We start from the raw sequence: 25,656 nt of genomic DNA, 5'->3' as shown, positions 1-25,656 counted from the left end.
GGTTTGGATTAAAACATTCTTCTGATTCGTTGACATAATTTCAATCTTATACTAAAAAGATGTGGTCAGTCAAGGGAAATTAACAACCCCCTTTAATTCCCCCTTTGTTAAGGGGGACTAATTCGGGGTACACTAATTCCCCCTTATTAAAGGGGACGAGGGGGTTGTTACTCGTTTAAGTACCCGGTGCGTTCGCCTTCGGCGTACTCCCGACCAGTGCTGCGCACAGGGCCCGTTGTAAAGAAAGAATGGATTATGAACAAGTATTTAGCCAAATTCTGCCAGAAACTACCGGAACTGAAATGCGATGCCTTCCTGGTGCTTAATGCCAATAACGTCCAGTATCTGTCCGGCTTTACCGGCGGGGATAGTTTTCTGCTGGTCACGCCCAAAAAGTCCTACCTGATTACCGATTTCAGATACATTGTCCAGGCGCAGGAAGAAATCACGGACAAGGATATCAAGATTGTCCGTCATAAAGACGGGCTGTTCGCCGAAGTCGCCAAGATGATGAATTCCCGTAAGTTCGGCAAACGCCTGGCCTTCGAGTCGGTCTTCATAAATCTAACCTCTTATAATGAACTGAAAAAGCGGCTGAAGAAGCCTATCAAGTTAGTGCCGACCCAGGGCGCCATAGAATCTTTGGGCGCTATTAAGACGCCGGAGGAAATCGCCAATATCAGAAAATCCATCAAGTGCGCGGTTGACGCCTTTAATAAGCTTAAACGATTCATCAAGCCCGGGGTTTCGGAAAAGCAGATGTCCAATGAGATGGATTACACCATGCGCAAATACGGGGCTGAAGGCAGCGCTTTCGGCACCATCATTGCTGTTGACGAGCGGGCTGCCTTGCCGCATGCGCCGGTCTCGGATAAGCAGGTGACCAAGGACTGCGCCATATTGATTGACTGGGGCGCCCGGGTCAACGGCTACAACTCTGATACCACCCGGGTATTGTTCCGGGGCAGGATTTCACCTCTGGCCAAGAAGATATACGCGATAGTCCTGGAGGCCCAGAAACGGGCCATTGCCAAATGCCGGCCCGGCGCAATTATCAAGGACCTGGACGACGCGGCGCGGGGTTATATCAAGCAAAAGGGCTATGGTAAATACTTCGGGCATAGTCTGGGACACGGCGTGGGCCGGCTGGTCCATGAACAGCCCCGGATAGGCGGCAAGAATAAGGAAACGCTCAAGCCCGGGATGGTCTTTACGGTCGAGCCGGGGATTTATCTGCCCGGCAAAATCGGCGTCCGGATTGAGGATATGGTGCTGGTGACGGCCCAGGGCTGCGAGGTCTTAACCAGAATGCTGCCCAAGGAATTGACGGATATGCGGCTGCGCTCCGATGCTCACGAGCGGAGCGCCCCGCATCCGAAGGCATCGGGACGTTAATATTTATATTATTTGACATTTATAAACATATATTGTATTATAGGTTCACCATGATAAGCACTGATAATTAATCTCAATCGGTGCAATCAGTGGCTTCTGGAGTCATATTTATGAAGACAATCTCTGCAATAATGAAAACCGTTAACTGGATGGTGGCAGTGTTTTTTACTGTGCTCTCGCTTTTATGGGTCGGCAATGTCATAGATTTGGGAATGATCGGTAAATGGGCCAGCGACCTGAATGACAGCGGAGATACCTATCGCTGGCTGCTGGCCATCGGCGCATTCTATCTTATTCTATTTAATCTGCTTTATCTTATCGGCCGCTGGGTCACCCGGAATTACGCCTCGAGCGTCAAGGTCAGTTCCCAAGCCGGCTCGTTCTCCATCGCCATCTCGGCCATAGAAAACTCCCTGCGCCGGGCGGTCCGGAAACTGCCGGAAATCAACGACGCCCATATCCGGGTCTATAAGGTCCGCAAGCCGGAGAACAAGCCCATCCAGATTTACACCACCTTCTCGGTCTGGGAAGGCACCAATGTCACCGAGGTGACTGACAAAATCAGAACCGCCATCACCATCAGGTTCAACGAGATTATTGAGGTCAAAGAACCTCCGGTATTCACCATTATTCTGTCCAACATCGTGGAGCGGGAACATCGCAAGCCGGACAGCCGGAAAAAAGACAAGGAACTCATGGAAAGCGAGATGTTCCACGGACCTGAATACCCGATTGATTAGGTAAGGCTAGGTTCTGAACACTATGGCTGAAGATTTCTCGCCTCAACAGAGGCGTTCATCGTTAAACCTATCCATCTGGGACGGCGTCTTTGCCCAGTTCCACGCGGTCTTGGCCGGCGGTAATTTTCTCACTTACTACTTACTCGCATACGACACATCATATTTTCAATTCTCGTTAGTGTCGGCCATACCGAATTTCGCCTTACTGATTCAACCGATTTCAGCACACTGGCTACAATCACACATGCACCTGAGAAAGCCACTTACCATTATTACCGCCAACATCTCTCGTTTCGCCTGGCTACTGATTGCTATTATTCCATTCCTATTCCCTAAAACAAAAGTTCTATCATTATTCTTTATAGTTTACGCCATCATAAACCTATCCATGGCCATAGCCGGAAACTCATGGATATCCTGGATGGCCGACGCCATCCCCTCTGCGCTGCGCGGCCGATATTTCAGCCGACGCAACCTACTCTGTACAATAGTTAACCCCACTGGAGTTCTCGCAGGATGGCTCTACACCTTTGTTAAGAATAACTACAGCATTCCATTAATTGGAGCGTTTTCGTTCGTAACTCCGGCATTTATGGCCCCTGACCAAACATTTTTATTTATCATGATTGGTTTAATATTTATTTTAGCTGTTTTTGCCGGCGCCCTGCCATCCATGATATTCCTGATAAAACAGCCAGAGCCGCCCTACGTCAAACCGGTGCCGAAAGATGACAAGGATATCTCAGGCGATAAAGTAACCATTGTCGCTGCAATCAAGTATATCCTCAAGAACAAGGACTTGAAGGTCTTATTTCTGGTGATGACTATCTGGCATATTGTCAATGGGTTCTCGGCTCCATTCTGGGGTCTTTTCCGACTTAAACACCTTCAGATGTCGCTGACCGCGGTGAATACCTGCGATTTATTCTTGGCGCCGCTGTTCACCATACTGTCTCTTATGGTCTGGGGTAAGATTATCGACCGCTTCGGTAACAAGACCGTTATCCTGTTCACGCTCTATGTCACGGCATTCCACCCCCTGTTCTACGTGGTGTCCAGCCCCAATTTTACCGCCCTGATTTATCTCGACGCCATCTCCAGCGGACTGATGTGGAGCGGATTCACTATTGCCATTCTCAATCTCCAGCTGGCCTTTATCCCCAAGCACGGCCGTGAGATTTACCTGGGTATTTATTCCGCCTTAGTAGGACTGACTTTTACCATCCCAATGCTTATTAGCGGCTGGGTTGTAGATTTGGTTGCCAATCGGACATTCTTATCTCTGCATGCTATCCCTATCGTTCTCTGGCTGGTTTCTGTCGGCAGGTTCGGATGCCTGATATGGTTTGCCAAAATAAACGACCCCAAGGAAAAACCCATGGTCCAGCTGGTTATGCATCTGATAACAGAGGCCAAGGAGGGATTTATAGGCCTACCAAAATTCTTTATGCCCAAGGCAGATTACAACGCACTCGCCGACAAAAATGACGAGCCACCCAGCAACCCGGGCCAGTCAGAGAATATTAAGAATAATTAAATATTGCTTTGTCCGACTGATTATTTATAATCAAGCCAATGAGTGAAATCCTGTTATTCCTGCTGGTGGCGTTTAACATCGCCCTGGTTATCCTGGTAGTCATCCTGCTGACCAGGCATTCCTCTAACACCGCGACCCAGGAACGGACCGAACGGGTCGTAAAAGAAGAGATATGCCAGAACCGGAAGGAGATATCCGAGTCCCTGCAGAGCGGGCTGGACCGGTTCATGAATCTGCTCAATACCCAACTGGAATCGGTCCAGCGCGGATTGGGCGAGATGCAATCACTGGCATCAGGCGTGGGCGACCTGAAAAAGGTGCTGACCAATGTCAAGACCAGAGGCACGCTGGGTGAGATACAATTGGGCGCCCTGCTGGAACAAATCCTAACCCCCGAACAATATGCCAAGAATGTCGCCACCAAGAAAGGCAGCAACGACCGGGTGGAGTTCGCCATAAAGATGCCGGGCCGGGACAGCAAGGATGTCGTCTGGCTGCCTATAGATGCCAAATTTCCCATGGAGGATTACCAGAAATTAGTGGACGCCCAGGAAAAGGCCAACATGCCGTTAGTCGAGGAAATCGGGAAACTCCTGGAGATCCGGATAAAGGCCGAGGCCAAGGATATCCGGAATAAATATCTGGACCCGCCTCATACGGTTGATTTCGGCATCCTGTTCCTGCCGATTGAGGGATTGTATGCCGAGGTATTGCGCCGGCCGGGTTTGTCGGAAACCCTGCAGAGGGAGTATCATGTCCTGGTTGTCGGACCGACCACGCTGGGCGCGCTCCTGAACAGCCTGCAGATGGGATTCCGGACCCTGGCCATCGAGAAACGCTCCAGCGAGGTCTGGGCCATCCTGGGCACCATCAAGACCGAGTTCGCCAAGTTCGGGGAAATCCTTGACCGCGCCCAGAAAAAAGTCCAGGAGGCGGGCAATATCATTGACGACGCGGCCCGGAAATCACGCACTATTGACAAGAAATTAAGAAACGTCCAGACGCTTCCGGCGCCTGAAGAAATCATCAGCCTGACCGAGGAACCGGAGGAAGCCGAGGATAGCCAGCAAAGATTAATACCATGAATAATAAGACTCTCTGGAAAATCAGTTACGGGATGTACGTGGTTAGTTCCAGGAAAGACGGCAGGTTCAACGGCCAGATTGCCAACACCGTATTCCAGATCACCTCGGAACCAGCCACCATTGCGGTGAGCATCTGCAAGACCAACCTAACCCATGAATACATCACAGCCAGCCAGATATTTACCGCGGCTATCCTGTCGCAAGAGGCACCGATGCAGTTCATCGGCACATTCGGGTTCAAAAGCGGCCGCACCATCGACAAATTCAAAGATGTCAAATACAAGATTGGCGTAACCGGCGCGCCGATAGTCCTGGATTATTCCATTGGCTATTTGGAAGCCGAGGTGATTAATTCAATGGATGTCGGAACCCATACGATATTTGTCGGCAAGGTGGTTGATGCCGAAATATTGAACGACAAGGAACCCATGACCTACGCCTATTATCACGAAATCAAAGGCGGCAAGGCGCCCAAGTCAGCCCCGACCTATATTAAAGAAGACGTTGCCCAGAAGACGGCTGTTATATCCGAGAAATATAAATGCACGGTCTGCGGCTATATCTATGACCCGGCCAAAGGCGACCCGGACAGCGGCATAAAACCCGGCACTCAATTTAAGGATATACCGGATGACTGGGTCTGCCCGACCTGCGGGGCTGATAAGTCCGTATTCGAGAAAATATAACCGGAAAGGAATAATAACTATGCCCGCCAGAGAAATAAAAACCAATATCTTTTCAGTCGGAGCGATTGATTGGGACCGCCGCCTATTCGACGAATTGATTCCCCTGCCGGAGGGAACCAGCTACAATGCCTACCTGATAAAAGGCACTGATAAAACCGCCCTGCTGGATTCGGTTGACCCGGCCAAGGAATCGGAACTTATAAGCAACCTAAAGGAATTGGAAGTCGGCAAGATTGATTATGTAATCTGCCATCACGCCGAACAGGACCACTCCGGCACCATCCCCAAGATTCTGGAGCTCTACCCGCAGGCCAAAGTGGTAACCAACCAGAAATGCAAGGAGATGCTCAAGGATTTACTGCTCATTCCTGATAACCGCTTTATTGAAGTCAAAGACCGGGAAACCATTTCACTGGGCGACAAGACATTGGATTTTATCCTGGCGCCCTGGGTGCACTGGCCGGAAACCATGCTGACCTATCTCAAGGAAGATAAGATATTGTTCCCGTGCGACTTATTCGGCTCGCATCTGGCCACCAGCGACCTGTATGTGACTGATGAACCACTGGTCTACCGGTCGGCTAAGCGATACTATGCGGAGATAATGATGCCCTTCAGAACCAGCATCAAAAAGCACATAGAAAAAATAAAGGATCTGCCGATAGAAATAATCGCCCCAAGCCACGGGCCGGCCTACCCCAAGCCGTCATTTATCATGGACGCCTATAAGGACTGGATATCTGATGATGTCAAGAACGAAGTGCTCATCCCTTATGTTTCCATGCACGGCTCGACTAAAAAAATGGTTGATTACTTTACCGAGGCGCTTATTAAGCGGAATATATCGGTAAAGCCGTTCAACCTGACCAAAACCGACATCGGCGAGTTGGCTATGGCCCTGGTTGATGCGGCGACTATCGTTATCGGCTCACCGACCGTGCTGGTCGGACCGCATCCGGCCGCGCTTTATGCCACCTACCTGACCAATGCCCTGAGACCCAAGGCGAAATTCGCTTCACTTATCGGCTCTTACGGCTGGGGCGGCAAGATGGCCGAACAGATTACCGGAATGCTGACTAATCTCAAAGTCGAAGTCATCGAGCCGGTTATCATCAGGGGATTTCCCAAGGAAACTGATTTTAAGGCCTTAGACCGGTTGGCTGACAGCATTCTCCAGAAACACAGGCAACTAAACGGATAGCCGGCGGAGATGCTCACTGGTAAATCCCACCACCACATCCATACCAATATTTTCACTAAATTATTCATATTTTCTTGACATAATGCCATAACATTGGTATATTGCCAAAATTCACCGGTATTTTAAGTGATTGCCACTGCCGGGGGCAGACAATAAGCAAAAAAGGACAACCTAAGTATGGAAAAGAAACGAAAAGTATTCAAGGACTCCATCAATCTTTACAGATTCATCCGCCTAGTATTAGGCACGGAGGTTTCAGACCGGCAGATTGCCCGCAGATGGAAAATGGATGAGAAGAACTTCCACGAATTTAAAACCGGCAAATACCCGGTTCCCCGCCTGCCTAAACTAGTTGAACTGGCTAAAGTATTGGGCCTAAGCACACACATCATCTGCCGGGTTTCCAATGGCGCGCCCGCTCAAAAAGTCCATCGCCTGATTAAGGCCGGAGACTCTAATGAATTAGTAAAATTCTTATTTAATGATATATACGAGATGTTCCAATCAACCAGCGCACACAATAAACACCACCACGACTTATTCGAGAAAGCCAATGACGCCATCTTTGTTGGCGACGCCAAAACCGGGGTAATAATTGACTGCAACAAAGAAGCCGAAGTCCTGCTGGGACGCTCAAGAAAAGAAATCATCGGAATGCACCAGTCGCAACTCCACCCGCTCCAAAAGAAAGACTATTACGAAAAACACTTCAAAAACCATGTAAAAATGGGCCGGATAGTCGAGACAGACCGGCAACAGGTGGCAAGAAAAGACGGCACTATTGTGCCGGTCCTGATCAGTTCCCGGGTGATGAAAATTAACAACCGAAAAGTCATTCAGGGTATATTCCGCGATATCAGCGGACAAAAAGGAGGGAAGTAATTATGCTAAAACTAAACACCCAAGCCCAGAACGACATTACAATAGTTTCACTGGAGGGTTTTATTGATGCGTTCTCCTGCCAAAAATTCGAAGAATCCTTCGACCAGCTGATGGAAAAGAATAATTACAAACTCATCGTGGACTTATCCAAAGTCGATTATATGAGCAGCGTCGGGGCCGGTATTTTTATCGCCGTCCACTGCGTGGCCGCAGAAAATAAAGGTATCATTGTTTTGGTTAATCCCAAAGCAAAAGTCAGGGAAATATTCGAGATGCTCGGCATGTCCAAGATGCTCTCGTTTACCGATACAATACCTAATGCCCTGAAAATAATCGAACAACACACGCCCGCGCATCCCTAGCGGTTTCGATTATATCCTTATTCTGACATCGACGGCCTTACACCGGTCGCGCTCAGGATACAGCACCACCGGATTGAGGTCCAACTCCTTTATTTCCGGGCAATCCTTAAGCAGCCGCGACACCCTCATCATAATCTCAATGAGCCGGTCCATATCAATGCCCGGCTGCCCGCGGACGCCCTCAAGCATCTTATAACCCTTAACCGAACGAATCATTTCCTGCACCTCAAGATAGGTTAAGGGATTGATGGCAAAAGCCACATCCTTCATCACCTCGACGAATATCCCGCCCAGGCCGAACATTATCAAATGGCCCAGATTTTCCATGTAATTAGCGCCGATAATCACCTCCCGGCCGCCGGTCAGGTATTCCTGGATAAGGTATTTAGCCACTTTACCGCCGAATCTCTTTCGAATATTAACAATCTCATTAGCCAACTGTTCCTTGTTCGTAATATTAAGTATCACGGCCTGTTGCTCGGTCTTATGGATGATTTCCGGCGAATCAATCTTAAGCACCAGCGGGAATCCGACATATCCGGCCGAGACCTGAATATCCTCGGGCTTATCCACAATGACGAATTTAGCGGTCGGGATATTATAATTATACAGCACGCCCAGCGCCTCACCCAGCGACAGGAATTCCCGGCCTGATTTTCGGGCGTTAGAAATAATATCCCGGGTGGCCTGGGCTTTAACATCCTTTGGTTCTGACACCTTAATATCATTGCTTCCTGATAACCTCTTCCGGTATTCGCCGTATTTAGTCAGTGCCACCAACGCCTTGGCTGCGGTTTCCGGCAGGTCATAAGCCGGAATGCCGCTGGATTTGATGATTTCCAGTGTTTCGGCCCACTGTTTTTTATCGGTCATGTTATTAATGACAATCGGTTTTTGGGCCGTAGCCGCGATGCGTTTCATCTCCCGGGCCACGCCGGCACAGTCGACAAAGAACGGCGTGACAAAGTTAATCAGAATAGAATCAATATTCGAGTCCTTGAGCAGCGACTCAATGGCCACCGCAAACTCCTTGGGCCCGGCCGTGGCCAGGACATCAACCGGGTTATTGACACTGGCCTCAGGAAACAGATTGGCCTTGAGATGTTTCTTGGTGTCTTCAGAGATATCGGCAATAGTCAGCCCTCCTTCAATGCATTCATCAGTGGCAATAATGGCCGGCCCGCCGGTATTGGTAATGATTCCTACTCTCGGCCCAAGCGGCACCGGCTGTGAGGCAAAGGCAATGGCCGCCTGGCAGATATCTTCCTGATTGGTAAAACTAATAATACCGCACTTCTTAAATACAGCTTCGATAGCTGTGTCCGCCTTCATCAAGCTGCCGGTGTGTGAAGCCACGGCCCGGGCGCCCATGGCGGTCCGGCCGGTCTTCATCCCAAGAATCGGCTTGTGCGGAGTTATCTGGCTGGCCACCCGGATAAACTCCTGCGGATTGGCCAGGCTTTCAATGTGCAAGATAATCACCCGGGTCTTATCATCACTGCCCCAATATTCCATAATTTCCGGGATGGAAATATCCGCCGCATTGCCGTTCGAGGCGTACATCCGAATACCAACGTCCAGTTGTGCCAGGCGCTGGTTAATCACCTCGCCCACCCCGCCACTCTGGGCCAGGATGGAGATAAAACCCGGATTAATCCGGGTAAAGGTAAAATTGGCATAAACCGGGTTGGTTACTTCGGTATTCATCACGCCCTGGCAGTTCGGGCCGAAGATGCGCACGCCATATTTCTTGCCTATTTCCTTTATTTGCTTCTCCAGTTCTATGCCCGCGCCGCCGATTTCTTTGAATCCGGCCGTATTGATAATCACCGCCTTAACGCCTTTCTTTCCGCATTCCTCAACCACCTGTGGCACCATGGTATTCTTGACCACGATATGAGCCAGGTCAACCCCGCCCGGCACAGCCGTAATGGACGGATAGGCCTTTAGGCCGTTTATCTCCGGATCCTTGGGATTGATTGGATAAATCGGGCCCTTGAATCCGATGTCTTTCAGGTTCTGGATAATCCGGTAACCGATGGTCAGGGGCCGGTTTGACGCGCCGATGACCGCTATGGATTTTGGGGAAAATAATGAATCTAACATAACTAATCTTCTTTCCATTCTGCCACAGATTACACAGATTTATTTCTTACCATCCTTAAGGTGTTGGATTAAAGTATTCATCCTATTACTAATAATTTCATTCACGGTTGAATTAAATTCTTTTGTATAGTCACTGTTTGGGTCTGCCCTGACTAAACGCCAAAACCTGAGATTAATATCCGGATAATCATATGATTTTAATTGAGTTAGATTATCAGGATAGATCGGATATTCAATCTCAACATAAACCCCACAACCATTCTTCTCAAACGAAGGCCCTTTCATTTTGCCGTCATCTATAAATCCATATTCATAGCGAAAGCTATTTAAACCGACATTAGCTAATTCAATCTCTGCAAGCTGAGGGAAAACACCATTCAGTGCCTTAATATCCTGATATATCATTTTAATCGTCTCTTCAACAGCTTTTCCCGGTGAGAGAGATGTTAAAGTGGATTTCTTGTTCAGTACTTGCTTTATAACTGTCTCTCTATTTGAGCATTCCACAGATGTAAGCCCCAATATAAGAATGAGAAAAATATATGTAATAACAACTTTCATTTTATCCCTGTAATTACCTCTTCACTAATTGTATGAATCTCTCTATTGAACGATCATAGGTCTTTTCCACATCATTGGGGAAAAAGCAGGCCGGTAGTTCGTTATTCAGCCGGTGATAATACAAGCACTCGCAACAATTGCCCTTCCGGTCACAAGGCGTATAGGTACAATTGCAGTGCGCCAGATTGAGTTTAGTGTTCGGGCATTCTTTATTCATGGTTATTTCCCAAGCATATCAACGAGGATAAACCTCGTTGTCTATTTAGCATATACAGACGTCTCTAATAATGTTCTTTCTCTGATTAACTCAAATAACGCCTGGGCTGCGGCCCGGGGGCCTTTGGTTTCGCAGCCGGCAATCCCCAGCCGGGTCCGTATCTGGCCCACGAAAACGCCTGAATCAAAGGCGGCCTTGAATGTCCTACGGGCAATCTTCTCATGCAACGTCCGGTATTGCGGCGGGCCGAAAATATTAGCAAAATAGGTATGTACCAATCCGGTGGCCGTGGTGGTGCCCTTGGACAAAGCCGCGCCTTCCCGGAAAACCTTCAGCGCCTCTTCGGCATTTGAGAATCGCTCAATCACCGGATGATTGTCGTCAACGGATTCGTAGTTGTTCGCATAAAACAGCATAGTTAATTCATAACCACGCAAAACTTCTTCCATAGTAGTAACTGGCAAAACCACCCGGGCATTGATTTTCTGCGGGCTCATAAAGATTGACCGGTCCATCTGTCCAAAGGCAAAGCCCGGTTGCAGGTCGTCCAAACGGACAAAGGCGCCGATTTCCGTTCCGTAACCGGCAATGGTGCGATTGGGCTTAATCTCCAGCGACCCCATATCGTCGGCGATTATTCTTAATTCCTGGATATAATCGCGGCCCAGGGTCCGGAAAGCCTCAAGTAATTCTGATTTGCCGGTGGCCGTATCGCCCATCATCAGGATATTGGCCCGGGTATCGTCTTTTAGTATAATCCGGAACATCGCACCATGATAAGGCATCCGGCCCTGTTTGAGCATAATGATATTGTGGAGCGTCAGAACCATCTTCTTGAGATATCCGAAATAGCCGAATTCGTCGCCGGCCGGCACCGCGGCAAGCAAAATCCGGTTCGGCTCGTCGTCATAGAAAACGGTCGGCATTTTCCCGAACCGGGCCAAACTCTCAGGCGATGCGCCATAGAAATATACGGCATCAGGGCCCTCGGCTATCTGTTCATCGCCGGCCAACTCAAATAAATTGGACAAGGCGCATCCCAATCCGATAACCGATTGATGGAAATATATAAATATGACCAGATGCCCGACCCGGGCCGGATAGCAAAACCATTTGCCTTCATCCGGCGAGATGTACTTCAGGGGATTCTCATAAATCCGCTGGAATTGGCCGGTCCGTTTGTTCATCGGCGGGTCAATAATCAGCGGCGGGTGTATCCAGACCTGGCGGATGAAAGATGTATTTTTAAGTTTACTGTATAAACCCTTGGGTGCGGGCCAGGATTTGGGTGTTACTATCAATCCGACTTCGCAGCCGGCTGAGACCTGGCGGTAAACCCGTGGGTGGTCGCCGGTGATATTTTCGCAGATGTCGCGATAAGCGCTCCTGACAATATGGGTAAGCTGCTCCACGGTCTGGTTAAAGGTGCGGTAAGGTTTTTCCTCATATCCCGACCTGGCTTCAGGATCAAAATGGCAGACCAGGAAACGGCCGTAACTGCGCCAGAAGTTGTAAAGACCCTCCGCAAACTCGTGGAGCAATTCGCGTTTCTTCAGGTAAATCTTCAGACCGGGGGAAACCCGCGCCAATTCGCTTAACGGTGCATTCTCCAACCCGACTAAAAGTTTAACCAAATCGACAACCGTTGATTTCCTGGCTATATTACCGTTTAATGACTTAAGAAGCAACAAGTCGTGCTTGCTGAGATAATCAACATACCAGCCGACCACCCGTTTAAAGGCGGCGCTTTTCAAAAGCTCCTCCTTGGACCGGCAGATATAGCCATTTGTATGAATGATTACCTGTTTTCCATCCCGTCTCAGCGTTAATTTGGTAATAGATACCATTCCTAATATTCTAAATCGTTAACATTTTAGAATCCCAGTGCCATTAGCGCCGCGCCGAGCGCGCCGGTAAACTGGGCGCTGGGCGGTATCAGCACATCCTTCTGTGCGTACTTCTTCAACAAGTCCACTATCACGTCATTATGAGCAATCACGCCGCCGGTAATGGCCACCTCACCCTGCAACGGATCCATCTCGACAATCCGCTTTACCACCGAACTATAGACGCCCCGGATAATATCCTCTTTCTGCTTGCCCTCGCGGATGCGCGTCAGAATCTCGGTGGCGGTAAAGACCGTGCAATAACTGCCCAGCTCGACCGGATTATCAGAGCGTTTGGCCAGTCCATTAAGTTCGGACATCGGAATATCCATCTTATAGGCAATCTCCTCCAGAAAGGCGCCGGTGCCGGCCGCGCACTTGCGGTTCATTTTGAAATTAACCATATGGCCGTTGTTATCCAGATGAATCACCTTATTATCCTGGGCGCCGATGTCAATAATGGTCAACGCCCTGGGGAAATAATAGTAGACACCCTTGGAATGGGCGGAAATCTCGGTGATGGCCCCCTGAACAAAGGGCAGGTTGCTCCGGCCGAATCCGGTCGAGAACATTCGCGCAATATTAAGCGAGGTACGGGCTTCGTCCAGAGCTGCCTGGGCTGAATTGACAATATCCACGCCGGTCTTACGTAATGCCTTGGCCACCACCTCTTTCTTGTCATTGATAATAACCACCTTGACAGCCGAGGCGCCCACGTCTATTCCGGCAAAATATTGTGACATAACAATATCATAGCAAAATCAGTTTTACTATTCAAGAAAGTTGCAACCACAGATAAACCCCGCACACCAATAAATTGGTGTGGGGGTAAACACAGATAATTCAGATAATGGGATGCCTAAAATCTGCCGATAATATATCTAATGATGCCATTACACCTGTACGAGATAATCAAGGCCACTAAAGGCCGGATTATCGCCTCGAAAAAGAACCGCATCTTTACCGCGCCCTTTGACGTGCCCAGCGGGGACCTGTGCGAACTCGTTATCCGCCGGATTTCCACGGACACCCGCGACATTCGGAAAGGCGACCTGTTTATTGCGCTCAAAGGCGAACACTTTGACGGCCATAACTTCATCAAAAAGGCTGTCAGCCAGGGCGCATCAGCCATTATAGCTTCTCGTATTCCCAAAGGTATTAAATCCACCCGACCCCCTATCATAAAAGTCAAGGATACTCTTCTGGCGCTAGGCGATATTGCCGTCTACTACCGCAAGCAACTGACTATCCCGGTCATCGCCGTCGGCGGCAGCAACGGCAAGACTACCACCAAGGATATGATTGCCCATATCCTATCCAAGAAATACGCGGTAACCAAATCGCCCAGGAGTTTCAACAACTTTATCGGCCTGCCCCTAACCATACTTTCAGTCGATGAAAAATCACAATACCTGGTGGCTGAGGTTGGCACCAACAAACCCGGCGAGATTGACTACCTGGCCGAGATACTCAAGCCCGATATCGCGGTCATTACCAATATCTCCGCCACCCATCTGGACGGTTTAAAGACCCCGGACGGTGTTTTCAAAGAGGAATCCTCTTTGTTTAAATCCCTGAAAAACCACGCTCAGGCAGTGTTTGACTCTACTAATAAAGGGCTTAAGAGATTGGCAAAATATGCCGAATATAAATCAGTAACATTTAGTATTAACGGTTCATCTGATATCCGGGCGGACAGGATAAAAGTATCCCCAACCGGCCTAAGATTTGCCGTATCAATTAGAAACGGCGGGCATTATGATTGCTTTATACCGGTTCTTGGTTCGTGGAATGTCAAGAATGCACTGGCGGCTTTCGCGGCAGTTCAACATCTGGGCCTAAAACCAAAGGAGATATGCCAGGCATTAAAAGATTTCCAACTCCCGGCCATGCGCATGGATAAGCGCATCAAAAATGGGATAACTTTTATAAACGACGCCTACAACGCCAACCCAGTATCAGTCGGGCTGGTGATTAATGATTTATCCGGGATGAAGACCAAAGGCCGGAAAATCCTGGTGTTCGGCGAGATGCGGGAATTAGACCGGTATTCCCGCCGGTTCCATGAAGCAGCGGCGGATGATATCGCCCGAAGCAGTATTGATATGGTGGTGGCCATCGGGCCGGAAGCCAGATACACGGTGAATAAACTATTGCGGCTTAAGCCGAGAAATAAAACGGTGTTTTATTATGCGACCGTGGATAAGTCCCGACCCACGCTCAATAAGATACTTAAACCGGGCGATACGGTTTTACTAAAGGGCTCCAGGGCTAATGCTTTGGAGAAGATTATATAACCCCCTCACCCTATCCTCTTCCCTTGGGGGAGAGAATAGGTGAGGGGTAAAGTTTTATTTTATGTTATACGACCTAATCTCGTCCTTCGTATCCCAATTCCGTTACATCACCTTCCGGACCGCGCTGGCTGCGGTCGTCTCCTTTATCATGGTCTTTATATTTACTCCACTGCTGATTAAGCTCCTCAAGAAAAAGAGCGTGTTGGAACGCACCGAGAAAAAGGACTCAGAACGGCTCGTCGAACTGCACCAACACAAGGCATCGGTCCCGACCATGGGCGGATTTGCCATCATCGGCTCTATCTTAATCACCACTACCCTGCTGGCCCGGCTGGATAATATCTTTGTGGTCTACGCCATCCTGCTCACCTTCGGATTATTGACCCTGGGATTCATTGACGACCTGGTCAAACTCCGGGCCAAAAAAGACGGCGGCATCAGTAAGCTCTCCAAATTACTGGGCCAGGGATTAATCGGCCTGGCCGTGGGTTTCGGGCTCTGGCACTACTTCAAAGAATACCAGCCCTCTGCCATCACCCTCTATATCCCCATCATAAAGATCAGCATCGAATTAGGCCGATGGTATCCCTTCCTGGTGGCCCTGGTCATCATGGCTTCGTCAAATGCCGTCAACCTGACGGACGGACTGGACGGACTGGCCACCGGATGCCTGATTATGGCCGGACTGGCCTATCTGATTATTATTTATATCGTCGGGCGCGTGGACTACACCGGCTATCTGGAGATTCCCTATATCCCGGGCAGCGGCGAACTGACCATCTTCATGGCCGCCTTTGTCGGCGCCTGCCTGGGCTTCCTGTGGTTTAATAGTTTCCCGGCCGAGATATTTATGGGCAATGTCGGCTCCATTGCCTTGGGCGGCGCCCTGGGATTCGTAGCCGTCACCGGCAAGCAAGAACTGACGCTCTTCCTGGTCGGCGCAATATTTGTCATTGACACCCTCTCGGTCATCATCCAGATTATCTCATTCCGGTTCTGGGGCAAGCGGGTCTTCAAGATTGCGCCCATCCATCATCATTTCCAGTTTAACGGAACGCCGGAACCCAAGATTACCCTGCGGTTCTGGATTGTCGCGGCCATACTGGCCATTTTAACCCTGGCAACATTGAAGATTGAACTCTAAAAGCTTAGAGCATAGAGCTTAGAGCGTAGAGTATAGGAAAACAAATATGTTCAGGTTTGAAACATTAAAGGTCTGGCAGAAATCAATTGATGTTTTGGATAAACTTATTGATATCGCAGACAATTTAACTGAAAAGAACCTATTCAGATTCGCCGAGCAACTCCGGGGCGCAGGCCTTTCAATCACCAATAATATAGCCGAAGGAACCGGGTGCGACACTACCAAGGAAACCAGGCTCTTTTTAACCTATGCGAAACGCTCTGCCTATGAAGTAGTCAGCATGCTTGTCGTATTTAACAGAAGAAAATATATAACTAATCCGGTAAAAGAAGAGCTCACCGGCGCAGTTGAAGAATTGTGTAAAATGATGACCGGCTTTGGAAGAAGTCTTTCATAGTAACCTATGCGCCCTGGAATTATATTACTATAACCTATACGCTCTATGCTCTAAGCTAAACACTATGCATCTACGAAACTCGCACAAAATCCTGCTCATTACCCTGGCCCTGCTCGGCTTCGGGATTATCATGGTTTACAGCAGCAGTTCCATCAGGGCTGAGTCAGCCAAATCTATCCAGGACGGCAACTACTTCCTCAAGAAGCAAGGTATTCTGATTCTCTTCTCGATTATCGCCATGATAATCGCCAGCCGCATCCCCTACCAATTTTGGGCCAAGGTCAGCCCGTTCCTGCTGGCCATATCCTGGCTGCTCTTAATCCTGGTGCTGATTCCGGGCATCGGGCACGTGGCCGGAGGGGCCCGACGCTGGCTGCGTATCGGCCCAATCGGATTCCAGCCATCCGAAATAGCCAAGATTGTCCTGATTATCTTCATCGCGGCATTCGTCAACCGCTACCCGGACCAAGTCAAGTCATTCAAAAAAGGATTCATCCCGCTGTCCCTGGTCATCGGATTCACTATCCTCCTGACTATCATAGAGCCGGACATCGGCACCTCGGTCTTTATCGCCCTGATTGCCGGCATACTCCTGATAATCGGCGGAATCAGAGTGAGCTATATACTACCTATCGGGTTGGTTGTCGGCGCGGTGGTGTTTGCCTTGGTGGCGTCATTTTATCCGCATATCCAAACCCGGCTGAGCGTCTTCTTTAATCCCATGGCCGACAGCGCCGGCAAGGGCTACCAGATAAACCAGGCCCAGATTGCCTTAGGTTCCGGCGGTGTATTCGGCCACGGACTGGGTCTGTCCTACCAGAAACTCTTCTACCTACCCCAGCAACACACGGACTTTATCCTGTCCATCATCGGTGAAGAATTGGGGCTCATCGGCACCTTGCTCGTAGTCCTGTTATTCTTCTTCCTGATGTGGCACGGCCGGAAGATATCAGAACATACCGAAGACCGGTTCGGCTCGCTCTTGGCCATTGGCATCACCCTGATGATAGTCATCCAGGCCGTGATAAATATCGCCGTGGTCACCGCCCTAATGCCCACCAAAGGCATCTCACTGCCATTTATCAGTTACGGCGGCTCGGGGTTACTCGTCTTTATGTTCGCCATCGGAATCCTGGTAAATATCGCCGTCCAATCCGAGCATAAAAACCCCAACCAGTTACGCATCCAAAAATAACTGTTTTACTTGCCATATACCCCATAGCAGATACTGCCTATTAACTATCTAGCCTGCTATCCTAATAAAAGACGGTCAAAAATACCTCTATTTTTACCTAACCACTTATCTACCATCGTATTATCACAAAAATATGGTGATAGGGGGTGTATACCCATAGAGGGTGCCATACCCATCCATATGGGGTACCATACCCATCCATATCGGGTACCATACCTATCCATATGGGGTGCCATACCCATCCACATCGGGTGCCATACCCATCCACATCGGGTGCCATACCCGTCCATACTGGGTGCCATAACCGTCCATACTGGGTGCCATAACCGTCCATAGCGGGTGCCATAACCGTCCATAGCGGGTGCCATACCCGTCCATAGCGGGTGCTATACCCGTCCATATCGGGTGCCATACCCGTCCATACTGGGTGCCATACCCGTCCACCTCGGGTGCCATACCCGTCCACCTCGGGTGCCATACCCATCCACATCGGGTGCCATACCCCTCCACATCGGGTGCCATACCTACCAGTATCGGGTGCCATACCTCTCCGTATCTGGTGCCATACCCTCCCCCCTCTGTATAGAACACCTCCCCCCATGGTATAGATTACCTACACTACGGGTAAAGAACAGGGATAAAGGCCTCAATAAAAATAGAGGTGCGGTGGTTAATTAGTATTATATCACCGGATTACACCTGGAACTTATTATTTCCTTACGAAATGAGGCATCTTAAACGGGATTTCAAGCGAGAGTTCCACGAATCCCTTATACCTACCTTTGAGATACCAGGGTGTCTGAAAGATAATCTTCTGGCGCCGAAGCGCCATGGCGCCCTTATGGCGCTCATTTCTCCCCTTTTTCTCGATAGTATAGGTATTGGGCTTATGGCTTTTCAGCATCTTACGCAATTTGGTTCGCGCCGGTCCGGGATGGCAGTCTAACACGCTCTGGCCGATGAGTTTCAGCCCGCCGTATTTCTTAAACACCTCCCCGGCCTTTTGGTTCATATAGAGGATAATCCCCTTGGCATCACAAACCGTTATCGCGCCGGGGAATTCATCGGACCAGTTGATTTGTTTCATAATTATTAGCCACTAAGGCACGAAGACACTAAGAATAAATCTACCTCTTCTTGTAAACCGTCTTTGAATTTCGAGCAAAATCCCTAAAACTTGACCAGAGAGGAATCACCTTATCCTTTGTTGCCTCGTAACAATAATCAAAAGTGCATTTACTGTAATGAAATGACAAATTAACAATCTGGCTATCGTTATTGGTATTTTTGACGTTTACCAGAACAACAGGGTAATTCCTTGAACCACCCCTGTTATATCTCGTCAACTCTTCCTTCACAAATTTAACTTTTTCAACGGGAACGATAAATGTTGCGGTTGGCGAATTGCTAATATAATCTTCTGCTTCTTTAAGGCGTAAGTTTAGTACCGTTAGTTGGGTACTATTCTTGTAATCCAGAACGACACTCTCAAATCCGTCCTTATACGCTTCATCGATCGTGGCTACCTTTTCTTGTCGTGCACAACTTGCTATCAACACACATAGGTTGAACATCAGCACTAATGCTGTAAATCTCATTTTAACGTCTTAACGTCTACTTCCTAGTATTAATTATTTGCCTACCCTACCCAACACCGCCATACGTAACAGCGGCAGGAGTATCTCGTGCTGGCCGGTGAGATTGATGCCCACAGATGTCTTGCTAAGAGGCCGGCCGGTGACGTTCTGCCGCGGACGGTAGTGCTGTATCATATCCAGATTGGCGGTGGTGAAGGAGTCCAGTTTATAGCCCTGGTTCCGGGCCAGGGATACGGCCTTGAGGAACACCTCAGGCAGAATCACGGCTGAGCCGATATTAAGCCAGACACCCCTGTTCAGCCCGCAGATGACCTGGGTAAAGATACGGAAATCATTCAGAGATGATTCGCCTAACTCAGCGCCTGAGATGGCCGGATGCATGTGAATCGTGTCCGTGCCCAGGGCAACATGAACCGTGACCGGAATACCCAGTTTGGCGGCCTGAGCCAGGATGCTGTACGAGGCGTATTTATTGCGGTCTTTGAGGATGAGATGGCCTAATGACTCACCGAGTCCTTTATCATTCAGCACCGCATCCTTAGATGCCCGGACAAACGCCTGGGCGGTCTCGTCCACCATTCCGAACTGACCGGTCTTGATGCTCGCGGCCACATCCTCTGAGGTTCTGCCAACCAGCGAGATTTCGTAGTCGTGTATGGCGGTAGCTCCGTTCATGGCAATGGCCTTGATGACCTTGCGCTTCATCAGGTCAATAATCACCGGAGACAGCCCGCATTTAATTACGTGCGCGCCCAAACCAACGCCCACCGTCTTTTTCGCCTTGACTGCCCTAACGATAGAGTCAACCAGCGCCTTAAAGTCGCTTCCGCCGAGTATATCCGGAAATGAGTTGACAAAGGCATTAAATGCCTTTGACGGCGGGGTTAACCTGGCAAAGTGCCTGACATCAACCAGGGTTTTACGCTGGGAAATAGGAACAGTTTTAAGCTTCATAGAAAACTTCCTTGCCACCAAGACACTAACAACCCCCTGAGTCCCCCTTTGTTAAGGGGGAATTTTCCCATTAGTCCCCCTTATTAAGGGGGGTACGGGGGTTGTTCCCTTCGTGCCTTCGGGTCTTAGTGGCAAATCCTTTATTAGTGGTAAAATTTCCGTACACCGGTAAACAGCATCCCTATCTTGTGTTCGCTCGCTGCGCTCCCGGTCACTTGACAATTAGCTACCAAACCGGCTTTAATGGTAAAACTTTCTAACGCCGGTAAACAGCATCCCTATCTTGTGTTCGTCAGCGGCTTTGATGACCTCTTCATCGCGGTTGGAGCCGCCGGGCTGAATCAGGTATTTGATACCAACCTTGGCGGCATTGTCCAGTCCGTCCCGGAACGGGAAGAAGGCATCCGAGACCAGGACCACCCGGTCGCTGGCCAGTTCATTAGCAACCCAATTTGCCATCGTGCCTTTGGGCTTGGTCCTTTCGTATTCTAATTTCAGGTGGTCGTATGCCTTCTGGGCGGCCAGGGCCACGGAATCCTTGCGGTTGGGCTGGCCGCAACCCATACCGATGACCTGGAATAAACCGTCTTCATACTCGCGGACGATACCTATGGCATTGGATTTGACGTGCTTGACATAACGCAGTGCGAATTCATAGAGCTTGGCGCGCTTGGGATTCAGTTTTGCCTTAGTCACCATTCCAACAGTCAGTTCCTTGCCGCTGTTCTCGCACTTTACCTTAAAGGCCCGCTTGAAGAGTTCGTCAATGGCCTTGGTCAGGTAGAACTTGTTATCCGGTTCCTGTTCCATGACGCCACCAGTAATAAAGCGCAGCATTGAGGTGTTGACATTCTCCAGCGGCCCGACTTCCAGGATACGCAGGTTTTCCTTTTTCTTGCCCAGTGATTTGATATAGCCCAGGGCCTCCTTGCTGACCGACGGCGCCACCACCACTTCCACAAACCGCTCGCCCAGTATCTGGGCCACGGAAATATCCAGCGGCCGGGAAAGCGCAATGACACTGCCGAAGGAGCTGACCGGGTCGCCGGCCCAGGCCTTTTCAAACGCCTCATCCAGCGTCTTGCCCGTGGCATAGCCGCAGGGATTGGCGTGTTTGATGATTGAAACCGCGATGTAATCCTTCATTTCCAGGACCGATTGCAAGGCGCCTTCGGCATCGAGATAATTGTTATAACCCAGCGCCTCACCGTGCACCTTGCGGGCCCAGGGGATACTGCAGGCCTTGGCTGACGATTTATAGAGCCAGCCCTTCTGGTGCCAGTTCTCGGCATAGCGACCAAGCTGTTTGCCGTCATGGAATTTTATCCGCTTGACCATATTTTCGCCCAGATGGCTGCTGAAATAGGTATGGATGGCGCTGTCGTAATCGGCCGTCCGGTCAAACGCCTCTATCATCAGTTTCTTGCGCACCTCCAGCGAGACTGAACCGTTATGCTTGTCCATTTCAGCCAGGACCTCTTTATACTGGGACGGGTCGGTGACCACCACTACCCATTCGTAGTTCTTGGCCGCGGCCCGGACCATGCACGGCCCGCCGATATCGATATTCTCGATGGCTTCCTCGTTGGTGATGCCTTCCTTGGCCACCACCTTTTCAAACGGGTAGAGATTGCAGACCACCATGTCAATCTGGGGGATTTTCAGTTCCCGGGCCTGCTTGGCGTGCTGGGAATTATTGCGCTTGTAAAGCAACGCGCTTTCGTAATTGAAACTGATGGTTTTCATCCGGCCGTCAAAGTATTCATCGTTCTTGTTGCCGGTGATTTTTGAGATGGGCGTGACGCCGATCCGGCTTTCCTGCAGGGTCTTGGCCGTGCCGCCGGTGGAGATGATTTCCACCTTGTATTTCTTCAGGTGTTTGGCAAACTCCACGATATGAGTCTTGTCGCTGACGCTGATAACCGCGCGTTTGATTTTGAGCATGAAAATCCTCTCTTACTCGCTGTTAGACCTACGGTCGTTACGACCGCAGATCGATCCCGTGAGGGACAGCGAGTTAGATCCCGACAGATTCGCTTCGCTCACTGCGAGCGAACGTCGGGACTTACCTTTAGAATTACGGCTGCGGCACCACCGGTATATTCCAGATGGCGTTAAAGGCGATGCCTTCGGTCATCGGGCCGGTGAACTTCATCTTCTTGGAACGGACCAAATCCATCGGATGAACCTTGCCGGTGAAATAATCCAGGAAATCGTTGGAGTCCATTTCCAGAATCAGGCGGGCATTATCGAGCTTACCGTCATGGACCACGCATTTCTGGTCTTTAATCTCCAGCCACCAAAGTCCGGCATCAGCGCCGGTAAGATTGAGTTGGATTTGCCGGTTATAGCCCTTAGCCCTGGCTGAGTTGAACATCCCGGGCATCTGGTTAACCATCTCCTTTACAGTCGCCATAGACAACTCCTATTCTAATAAAGTGGACAGCGGCCGGTAACCAGCCACGGTCCAAAGTTTCACAGGTTTTAGACCGCGGTAACGGTTTTGATTTCCGGGATCTCCTTTTTTAACGCCTTTTCCACCCCCATCTTTAGGGTCATCTGTGACATCGGGCAGCAGCCGCAGGCGCCGGTCAGTTTGACCTTGACATCTCCGGCCTTGTCATCCACGCTGACCAGTTCGATGCCGCCGCCGTCGGCCGCCAGCATCGGCCTGACCTTGCCTAACGCGGCTTCAACCTTTTCCTGTAGAGTTGGCATTTTCCTATTCTCCTTCTATCGGTTCAGAGGTTTATTTCAGATATGGCTACCTTATTTTGATATGGTTGTCAACAAAATCCGAAGATTATACTTTGGCGGCCGGCTCTTTTGGCTCTTTATCGGAAGGATAATACCGGTAGTAATTATAGTAATAGGTAGGCGAAACCTCAATTTCCGGCGTAACGTAGTTAAGAATCAGCCCTTTGAGGTTAATATGCGAGGAGGTTATCTGCTCCTTGGCCCGGAGCAACGCGCCCTTGGCGGTCTTGCCGGCCCGGTATACTAGAGCGGTCAGGTCGGTCTTCGGCCCCAATACCAGAACATCGGCGACCGCTAAAACCGGCGGGCAGTCACAGATGATGTATTGGTACCGTTTCCGCAGCTGGCTAAACAATTCCGACATACCCCGGGTCAGCAGTTCCGAGGGGTTAGGCACCGCAGTGCCGGCCGTGATCACATGAAGATTATCTATGCCCGGAGTATTGACAATGACATCAAACTTTATACCTCCCACCAGCATATCGGTGATGTTATGGACGCAGGCATCCAGTTTCTTGATGCCGATTAAGATGTCGCTCAATCCGTTTTCCCGCTCCAGGCCGAATATCTTATGGACCAGGGGCTTGCGCATATCCATATCCACCAGCAGGACCATACCGCCCTGCAAGGCCATAGTAATGGCCAGATTGCTGGCCGTAATGGTTTTTCCCTCCTGGGGGCCGGTTGAGGTGATGGCAATAACTTTATTAGACTCATCCGGCAGGATTGGTTGAGCGGCATTCTCAGCGCCCGGCTTATTTGCGGAACGGACCAGATTGGTGCGCAGGGTGCGATAGGATTCGAATAACGGCGAGGTCGGGCTGTAATTCCAGATCAGCTGCGTCCGGACCCGCTCGGTCTCGGATATGGACTTCTCCGACTTGATATAGAAATCCTGTTTGGACATGCCCTCCCCGGACGGCGACTTGCTGTTTTCCTTAAAAAGGGGCGTATAGAAAGTATCCAGTAGGAAATCGGTTGCGGATAACCAGAAATCTTTCTTATGATGCTTGGAATGCTGTTTCTCCGGTCCGGATTTTTCCGGGGAGAGATAGGGAATCACGCCCAGGACCGGCAATTGAACCAGCTGTTCGATTTCCTCTATGGTGCCGATGGAGGTATCGAGATGCTCAATGATAAAGGCAAGACTTAAGCTTATGATTATCCCGAGTATCAACCCGATAAGCTGATTGGTCACCTTGTCCGGCCTGATCGGACTGCTCGGCGGCCAGGCCGGATTATCAAAGCGAACATCAGGAGTCTTTTCACCCTCAGCTATCTTGGCCCTTTCAAGTTGCTGTTTATAGTCGGCATAAAGACCGCTGTTAATGGTGTTATCCCTGATTAATCGGGAAAGAACTATTTCCTTTTCCGGATATCTGGCTAATTCCTTTTCCAGCACCTCAAGTTCCTGCCTTATTCTGATAACATCGGGGTGCTTTATGGTATATTTTCTCAATAGCGTTTCTTCCTCTTTCTTCAAAGAGTCGTACCTGCTATAGGCCGGGAGAGCCGTGCCGGTCACCTCCTTATTCTCCTCCTTAAATTTCTGCAAGGCGGCCTCTGCATTCCCAAGTTCAATGCGAACCTGAGACAGCTGTTTTTCCACGGTCTCGCGCAGGTTGGTAGCCTGGCTACTCTTCTCAATGAGGTTATAGTCCTTATAGGCATAAGCCATGGCATTGGCAATCTCCGCGGCTTTTTGGGGGTCGCTGTGCTGGACAATGATATCAATCGAATCGGTATTGGGCACCACCTTGGCATCAACCGCGGCCTGGATAGAGGAAATGATCCTGATTTCCTCTTTCTTCGGCATATCGGCCTTGACCCAACCCAGTGATTTGGCGGCTAGTTCTGCCACATTATACCCCTCAATCAGCTTCGCCTGCGACAGCATGATATCCCCTATCGGCTGATATATTAATTCGCTCAACATCGTGGCCAGAAGCCGCTGTTCCTTATAGTGGACCGTGGCTGTGGCCTGATAGACATGAGACTGGAATGTAGAATAAATGAAGGTAATAACCGAGACCAGGACGATAATGATGATAATTATCCAACGCCGCTTGCGGACGACCCGCCAGTAATCCCTTAAACTGAGTTCATATTGTGCCATATTTATAGGTTAGGCATACGAGATTTCCAAATCCTTGGCGGCGGATTCGATAATTGCCACCGGGATGGATTTTTCCTGCCTGAGGTACCCTTCCAACAAAGACAGGTCGCAGATATGATTTATCTCCCGGGGAAACCCCTTGGAGTACTGGTAAATTAATTTACAGGCATCCTTGGAAAAGAGATGGGCCAAATCGCCGCCCTCTTTCGCCGCCGTCTTCAGGCGGTGCAGGATATATTCCCGGGTATGCTCCTCGTTGAGCGGTTCCAGATGGTATCTGATGGAAATACGCTGCCTTAACGGATGGACCAGATTAACCTTCTCTCGCAATTCCGACTGGCCGATCAGCACCAGGGTCAGCAGGAATTTGTCATTTAACTGAAAGTTCAATAACAGCCGGAGTTCCTCAAAGATGAGCCGGTCTTCAATCAGATGAGCTTCATCGACTATGACCACGGTGTATTTATTGATGTCCAGGTTACGCTGGAGCATCCCGTTAATAACCTCAATCAGTTCTACCTTGGCAGTCGGGATTTTATC

At 49.7% G+C, this 25,656-nt stretch carries 25 protein-coding genes; 12 read left to right on the top strand and 13 right to left on the bottom strand.

Going from position 1 to position 25,656, the window contains the following annotated elements:
- The first annotated feature begins 255 nt into the window (after nucleotides 1-255).
- The 8 genes from HZA49_04770 to HZA49_04735 all read left to right on the top strand — a co-directional run bounded on the left by HZA49_04770 (nucleotide 256) and on the right by HZA49_04735 (nucleotide 7,888).
- A complete protein-coding gene (locus HZA49_04770; protein MBI5778748.1) occupies nucleotides 256-1,395 on the top strand; it encodes an aminopeptidase P family protein in 1,140 nt (379 codons plus the stop codon).
- A gap of 110 nt (nucleotides 1,396-1,505) precedes the next feature.
- Nucleotides 1,506-2,135, top strand: a complete 630-nt coding sequence (locus tag HZA49_04765) for a hypothetical protein (GenBank protein ID MBI5778747.1) — start codon at nucleotides 1,506-1,508, stop codon at nucleotides 2,133-2,135.
- A 22-nt stretch (nucleotides 2,136-2,157) separates the two neighbouring features.
- Nucleotides 2,158-3,672, top strand: a complete 1,515-nt coding sequence (locus HZA49_04760) for an MFS transporter (protein MBI5778746.1) — start codon at nucleotides 2,158-2,160, stop codon at nucleotides 3,670-3,672.
- A gap of 38 nt (nucleotides 3,673-3,710) precedes the next feature.
- Nucleotides 3,711-4,757 (top strand): DNA recombination protein RmuC, encoded by a 1,047-nt coding sequence (locus tag HZA49_04755; protein MBI5778745.1) that lies wholly within the window; start codon nucleotides 3,711-3,713, stop codon nucleotides 4,755-4,757.
- A complete protein-coding gene (locus HZA49_04750) occupies nucleotides 4,754-5,443 on the top strand; it encodes a rubredoxin (protein ID MBI5778744.1) in 690 nt (229 codons plus the stop codon). The genes HZA49_04755 and HZA49_04750 overlap by 4 nt, the downstream gene beginning before the upstream one ends.
- A 19-nt stretch (nucleotides 5,444-5,462) precedes the next feature.
- Nucleotides 5,463-6,644, top strand: coding sequence for an FprA family A-type flavoprotein (locus HZA49_04745; GenBank protein MBI5778743.1), 1,182 nt, complete (start codon nucleotides 5,463-5,465; stop codon nucleotides 6,642-6,644).
- Between the two features lie 177 nt (nucleotides 6,645-6,821).
- The gene (locus HZA49_04740) at nucleotides 6,822-7,526 is read left to right on the top strand and encodes a PAS domain-containing protein (GenBank protein ID MBI5778742.1); all 705 of its coding nucleotides are present in this window, start codon (nucleotides 6,822-6,824) and stop codon (nucleotides 7,524-7,526) included.
- Nucleotides 7,527-7,528: 2 nt separating this feature from the next.
- Nucleotides 7,529-7,888, top strand: coding sequence for an STAS domain-containing protein (locus tag HZA49_04735; GenBank protein ID MBI5778741.1), 360 nt, complete (start codon nucleotides 7,529-7,531; stop codon nucleotides 7,886-7,888).
- 9 nt (nucleotides 7,889-7,897) lie between these two features.
- Here HZA49_04735 and HZA49_04730 read toward each other — a convergent pair whose 3' ends face one another.
- The 5 genes from HZA49_04730 to HZA49_04710 all read right to left on the bottom strand — a co-directional run bounded on the left by HZA49_04730 (nucleotide 7,898) and on the right by HZA49_04710 (nucleotide 13,401).
- On the bottom strand, nucleotides 7,898-9,994 hold the full coding sequence (locus tag HZA49_04730) for an acetate--CoA ligase family protein (protein MBI5778740.1): 2,097 nt from the start codon (nucleotides 9,992-9,994) through the stop codon (nucleotides 7,898-7,900).
- Between the two features lie 39 nt (nucleotides 9,995-10,033).
- A complete protein-coding gene (locus tag HZA49_04725; protein ID MBI5778739.1) occupies nucleotides 10,034-10,555 on the bottom strand; it encodes a hypothetical protein in 522 nt (173 codons plus the stop codon).
- A gap of 13 nt (nucleotides 10,556-10,568) precedes the next feature.
- Complete coding sequence (locus HZA49_04720; protein MBI5778738.1) at nucleotides 10,569-10,772, bottom strand: hypothetical protein; 204 nt, start codon at nucleotides 10,770-10,772, stop codon at nucleotides 10,569-10,571.
- Nucleotides 10,773-10,813: 41 nt separating this feature from the next.
- A complete protein-coding gene (locus tag HZA49_04715) occupies nucleotides 10,814-12,526 on the bottom strand; it encodes a phosphoenolpyruvate carboxykinase (protein MBI5778737.1) in 1,713 nt (570 codons plus the stop codon).
- 119 nt (nucleotides 12,527-12,645) lie between these two features.
- A complete protein-coding gene (locus HZA49_04710; GenBank protein ID MBI5778736.1) occupies nucleotides 12,646-13,401 on the bottom strand; it encodes an ATPase in 756 nt (251 codons plus the stop codon).
- A gap of 144 nt (nucleotides 13,402-13,545) precedes the next feature.
- On the opposite strand from HZA49_04710, the gene HZA49_04705 reads away from it, so the two are divergent.
- From HZA49_04705 to ftsW, 4 genes are all read left to right on the top strand, one after another.
- Nucleotides 13,546-14,955, top strand: a complete 1,410-nt coding sequence (locus tag HZA49_04705; GenBank protein ID MBI5778735.1) for a UDP-N-acetylmuramoyl-tripeptide--D-alanyl-D-alanine ligase — start codon at nucleotides 13,546-13,548, stop codon at nucleotides 14,953-14,955.
- A 61-nt stretch (nucleotides 14,956-15,016) separates the two neighbouring features.
- Nucleotides 15,017-16,099 carry a phospho-N-acetylmuramoyl-pentapeptide-transferase gene (mraY, locus tag HZA49_04700; GenBank protein ID MBI5778734.1) on the top strand — a complete coding sequence of 361 codons (1,083 nt, stop codon included), beginning with the start codon at nucleotides 15,017-15,019 and terminating at the stop codon, nucleotides 16,097-16,099.
- A gap of 46 nt (nucleotides 16,100-16,145) precedes the next feature.
- Nucleotides 16,146-16,496 carry a four helix bundle protein gene (locus HZA49_04695; GenBank protein MBI5778733.1) on the top strand — a complete coding sequence of 117 codons (351 nt, stop codon included), beginning with the start codon at nucleotides 16,146-16,148 and terminating at the stop codon, nucleotides 16,494-16,496.
- 64 nt (nucleotides 16,497-16,560) lie between these two features.
- The gene (ftsW, locus tag HZA49_04690) at nucleotides 16,561-17,691 is read left to right on the top strand and encodes a putative lipid II flippase FtsW (GenBank protein MBI5778732.1); all 1,131 of its coding nucleotides are present in this window, start codon (nucleotides 16,561-16,563) and stop codon (nucleotides 17,689-17,691) included.
- A gap of 709 nt (nucleotides 17,692-18,400) precedes the next feature.
- Here the strand turns inward: ftsW and HZA49_04685 are convergent.
- From HZA49_04685 to HZA49_04650, 8 genes are all read right to left on the bottom strand, one after another.
- Nucleotides 18,401-18,778 (bottom strand): PAS domain S-box protein, encoded by a 378-nt coding sequence (locus tag HZA49_04685; GenBank protein ID MBI5778731.1) that lies wholly within the window; start codon nucleotides 18,776-18,778, stop codon nucleotides 18,401-18,403.
- Between the two features lie 40 nt (nucleotides 18,779-18,818).
- Nucleotides 18,819-19,289 (bottom strand): hypothetical protein, encoded by a 471-nt coding sequence (locus HZA49_04680; protein MBI5778730.1) that lies wholly within the window; start codon nucleotides 19,287-19,289, stop codon nucleotides 18,819-18,821.
- 33 nt (nucleotides 19,290-19,322) lie between these two features.
- Nucleotides 19,323-20,243, bottom strand: a complete 921-nt coding sequence (locus HZA49_04675; GenBank protein ID MBI5778729.1) for a hypothetical protein — start codon at nucleotides 20,241-20,243, stop codon at nucleotides 19,323-19,325.
- Nucleotides 20,244-20,483: 240 nt separating this feature from the next.
- A complete protein-coding gene (gene purH / locus HZA49_04670; protein MBI5778728.1) occupies nucleotides 20,484-22,187 on the bottom strand; it encodes a bifunctional phosphoribosylaminoimidazolecarboxamide formyltransferase/IMP cyclohydrolase in 1,704 nt (567 codons plus the stop codon).
- Nucleotides 22,188-22,320: 133 nt separating this feature from the next.
- The gene (locus HZA49_04665) at nucleotides 22,321-22,659 is read right to left on the bottom strand and encodes an SCP2 sterol-binding domain-containing protein (protein ID MBI5778727.1); all 339 of its coding nucleotides are present in this window, start codon (nucleotides 22,657-22,659) and stop codon (nucleotides 22,321-22,323) included.
- A gap of 68 nt (nucleotides 22,660-22,727) precedes the next feature.
- Nucleotides 22,728-22,961 (bottom strand): NifU family protein, encoded by a 234-nt coding sequence (locus HZA49_04660; protein ID MBI5778726.1) that lies wholly within the window; start codon nucleotides 22,959-22,961, stop codon nucleotides 22,728-22,730.
- 85 nt (nucleotides 22,962-23,046) lie between these two features.
- The gene (locus HZA49_04655; protein MBI5778725.1) at nucleotides 23,047-25,116 is read right to left on the bottom strand and encodes a polysaccharide biosynthesis tyrosine autokinase; all 2,070 of its coding nucleotides are present in this window, start codon (nucleotides 25,114-25,116) and stop codon (nucleotides 23,047-23,049) included.
- Nucleotides 25,117-25,125: 9 nt separating this feature from the next.
- On the bottom strand, nucleotides 25,126-25,656 hold a 531-nt coding region (locus tag HZA49_04650; protein ID MBI5778724.1), incomplete at its 5' end, for an AAA family ATPase.

The organism is Planctomycetota bacterium (genome assembly GCA_016235865.1).
Classification (GTDB): Bacteria; Planctomycetota; MHYJ01; order JACQXL01; family JACQXL01; genus JACRIK01.
The sequence above is the reverse complement of the archived record's forward strand: the minus strand, read 5'-3'. Positions and strand labels throughout refer to the sequence as shown.

What these genes read in the sequence shown, in the direction of transcription:
- HZA49_04770 (MBI5778748.1), top strand. Translation starts at nt 256, where the DNA reads ATGAACAAGTATTTAGCCAAATTCTGCCAGAAACTACCGGAACTGAAA.
- HZA49_04695 (MBI5778733.1), top strand. Translation starts at nt 16,146, where the DNA reads ATGTTCAGGTTTGAAACATTAAAGGTCTGGCAGAAATCAATTGATGTT.
- HZA49_04735 (MBI5778741.1), top strand. Translation starts at nt 7,529, where the DNA reads ATGCTAAAACTAAACACCCAAGCCCAGAACGACATTACAATAGTTTCA.
- HZA49_04685 (MBI5778731.1), bottom strand. Translation starts at nt 18,778, where the DNA reads ATGAAACAAATCAACTGGTCCGATGAATTCCCCGGCGCGATAACGGTT.
- HZA49_04755 (MBI5778745.1), top strand. Translation starts at nt 3,711, where the DNA reads ATGAGTGAAATCCTGTTATTCCTGCTGGTGGCGTTTAACATCGCCCTG.
- HZA49_04665 (MBI5778727.1), bottom strand. Translation starts at nt 22,659, where the DNA reads ATGGCGACTGTAAAGGAGATGGTTAACCAGATGCCCGGGATGTTCAAC.
- HZA49_04675 (MBI5778729.1), bottom strand. Translation starts at nt 20,243, where the DNA reads ATGAAGCTTAAAACTGTTCCTATTTCCCAGCGTAAAACCCTGGTTGAT.
- HZA49_04660 (MBI5778726.1), bottom strand. Translation starts at nt 22,961, where the DNA reads ATGCCAACTCTACAGGAAAAGGTTGAAGCCGCGTTAGGCAAGGTCAGG.
- HZA49_04745 (MBI5778743.1), top strand. Translation starts at nt 5,463, where the DNA reads ATGCCCGCCAGAGAAATAAAAACCAATATCTTTTCAGTCGGAGCGATT.
- mraY (MBI5778734.1), top strand. Translation starts at nt 15,017, where the DNA reads ATGTTATACGACCTAATCTCGTCCTTCGTATCCCAATTCCGTTACATC.
- HZA49_04765 (MBI5778747.1), top strand. Translation starts at nt 1,506, where the DNA reads ATGAAGACAATCTCTGCAATAATGAAAACCGTTAACTGGATGGTGGCA.
- HZA49_04680 (MBI5778730.1), bottom strand. Translation starts at nt 19,289, where the DNA reads ATGAGATTTACAGCATTAGTGCTGATGTTCAACCTATGTGTGTTGATA.
- HZA49_04760 (MBI5778746.1), top strand. Translation starts at nt 2,158, where the DNA reads ATGGCTGAAGATTTCTCGCCTCAACAGAGGCGTTCATCGTTAAACCTA.
- purH (MBI5778728.1), bottom strand. Translation starts at nt 22,187, where the DNA reads ATGCTCAAAATCAAACGCGCGGTTATCAGCGTCAGCGACAAGACTCAT.
- HZA49_04705 (MBI5778735.1), top strand. Translation starts at nt 13,546, where the DNA reads ATGCCATTACACCTGTACGAGATAATCAAGGCCACTAAAGGCCGGATT.
- HZA49_04730 (MBI5778740.1), bottom strand. Translation starts at nt 9,994, where the DNA reads ATGTTAGATTCATTATTTTCCCCAAAATCCATAGCGGTCATCGGCGCG.
- HZA49_04740 (MBI5778742.1), top strand. Translation starts at nt 6,822, where the DNA reads ATGGAAAAGAAACGAAAAGTATTCAAGGACTCCATCAATCTTTACAGA.
- HZA49_04720 (MBI5778738.1), bottom strand. Translation starts at nt 10,772, where the DNA reads ATGAATAAAGAATGCCCGAACACTAAACTCAATCTGGCGCACTGCAAT.
- HZA49_04655 (MBI5778725.1), bottom strand. Translation starts at nt 25,116, where the DNA reads ATGGCACAATATGAACTCAGTTTAAGGGATTACTGGCGGGTCGTCCGC.
- HZA49_04725 (MBI5778739.1), bottom strand. Translation starts at nt 10,555, where the DNA reads ATGAAAGTTGTTATTACATATATTTTTCTCATTCTTATATTGGGGCTT.
- ftsW (MBI5778732.1), top strand. Translation starts at nt 16,561, where the DNA reads ATGCATCTACGAAACTCGCACAAAATCCTGCTCATTACCCTGGCCCTG.
- HZA49_04750 (MBI5778744.1), top strand. Translation starts at nt 4,754, where the DNA reads ATGAATAATAAGACTCTCTGGAAAATCAGTTACGGGATGTACGTGGTT.
- HZA49_04710 (MBI5778736.1), bottom strand. Translation starts at nt 13,401, where the DNA reads ATGTCACAATATTTTGCCGGAATAGACGTGGGCGCCTCGGCTGTCAAG.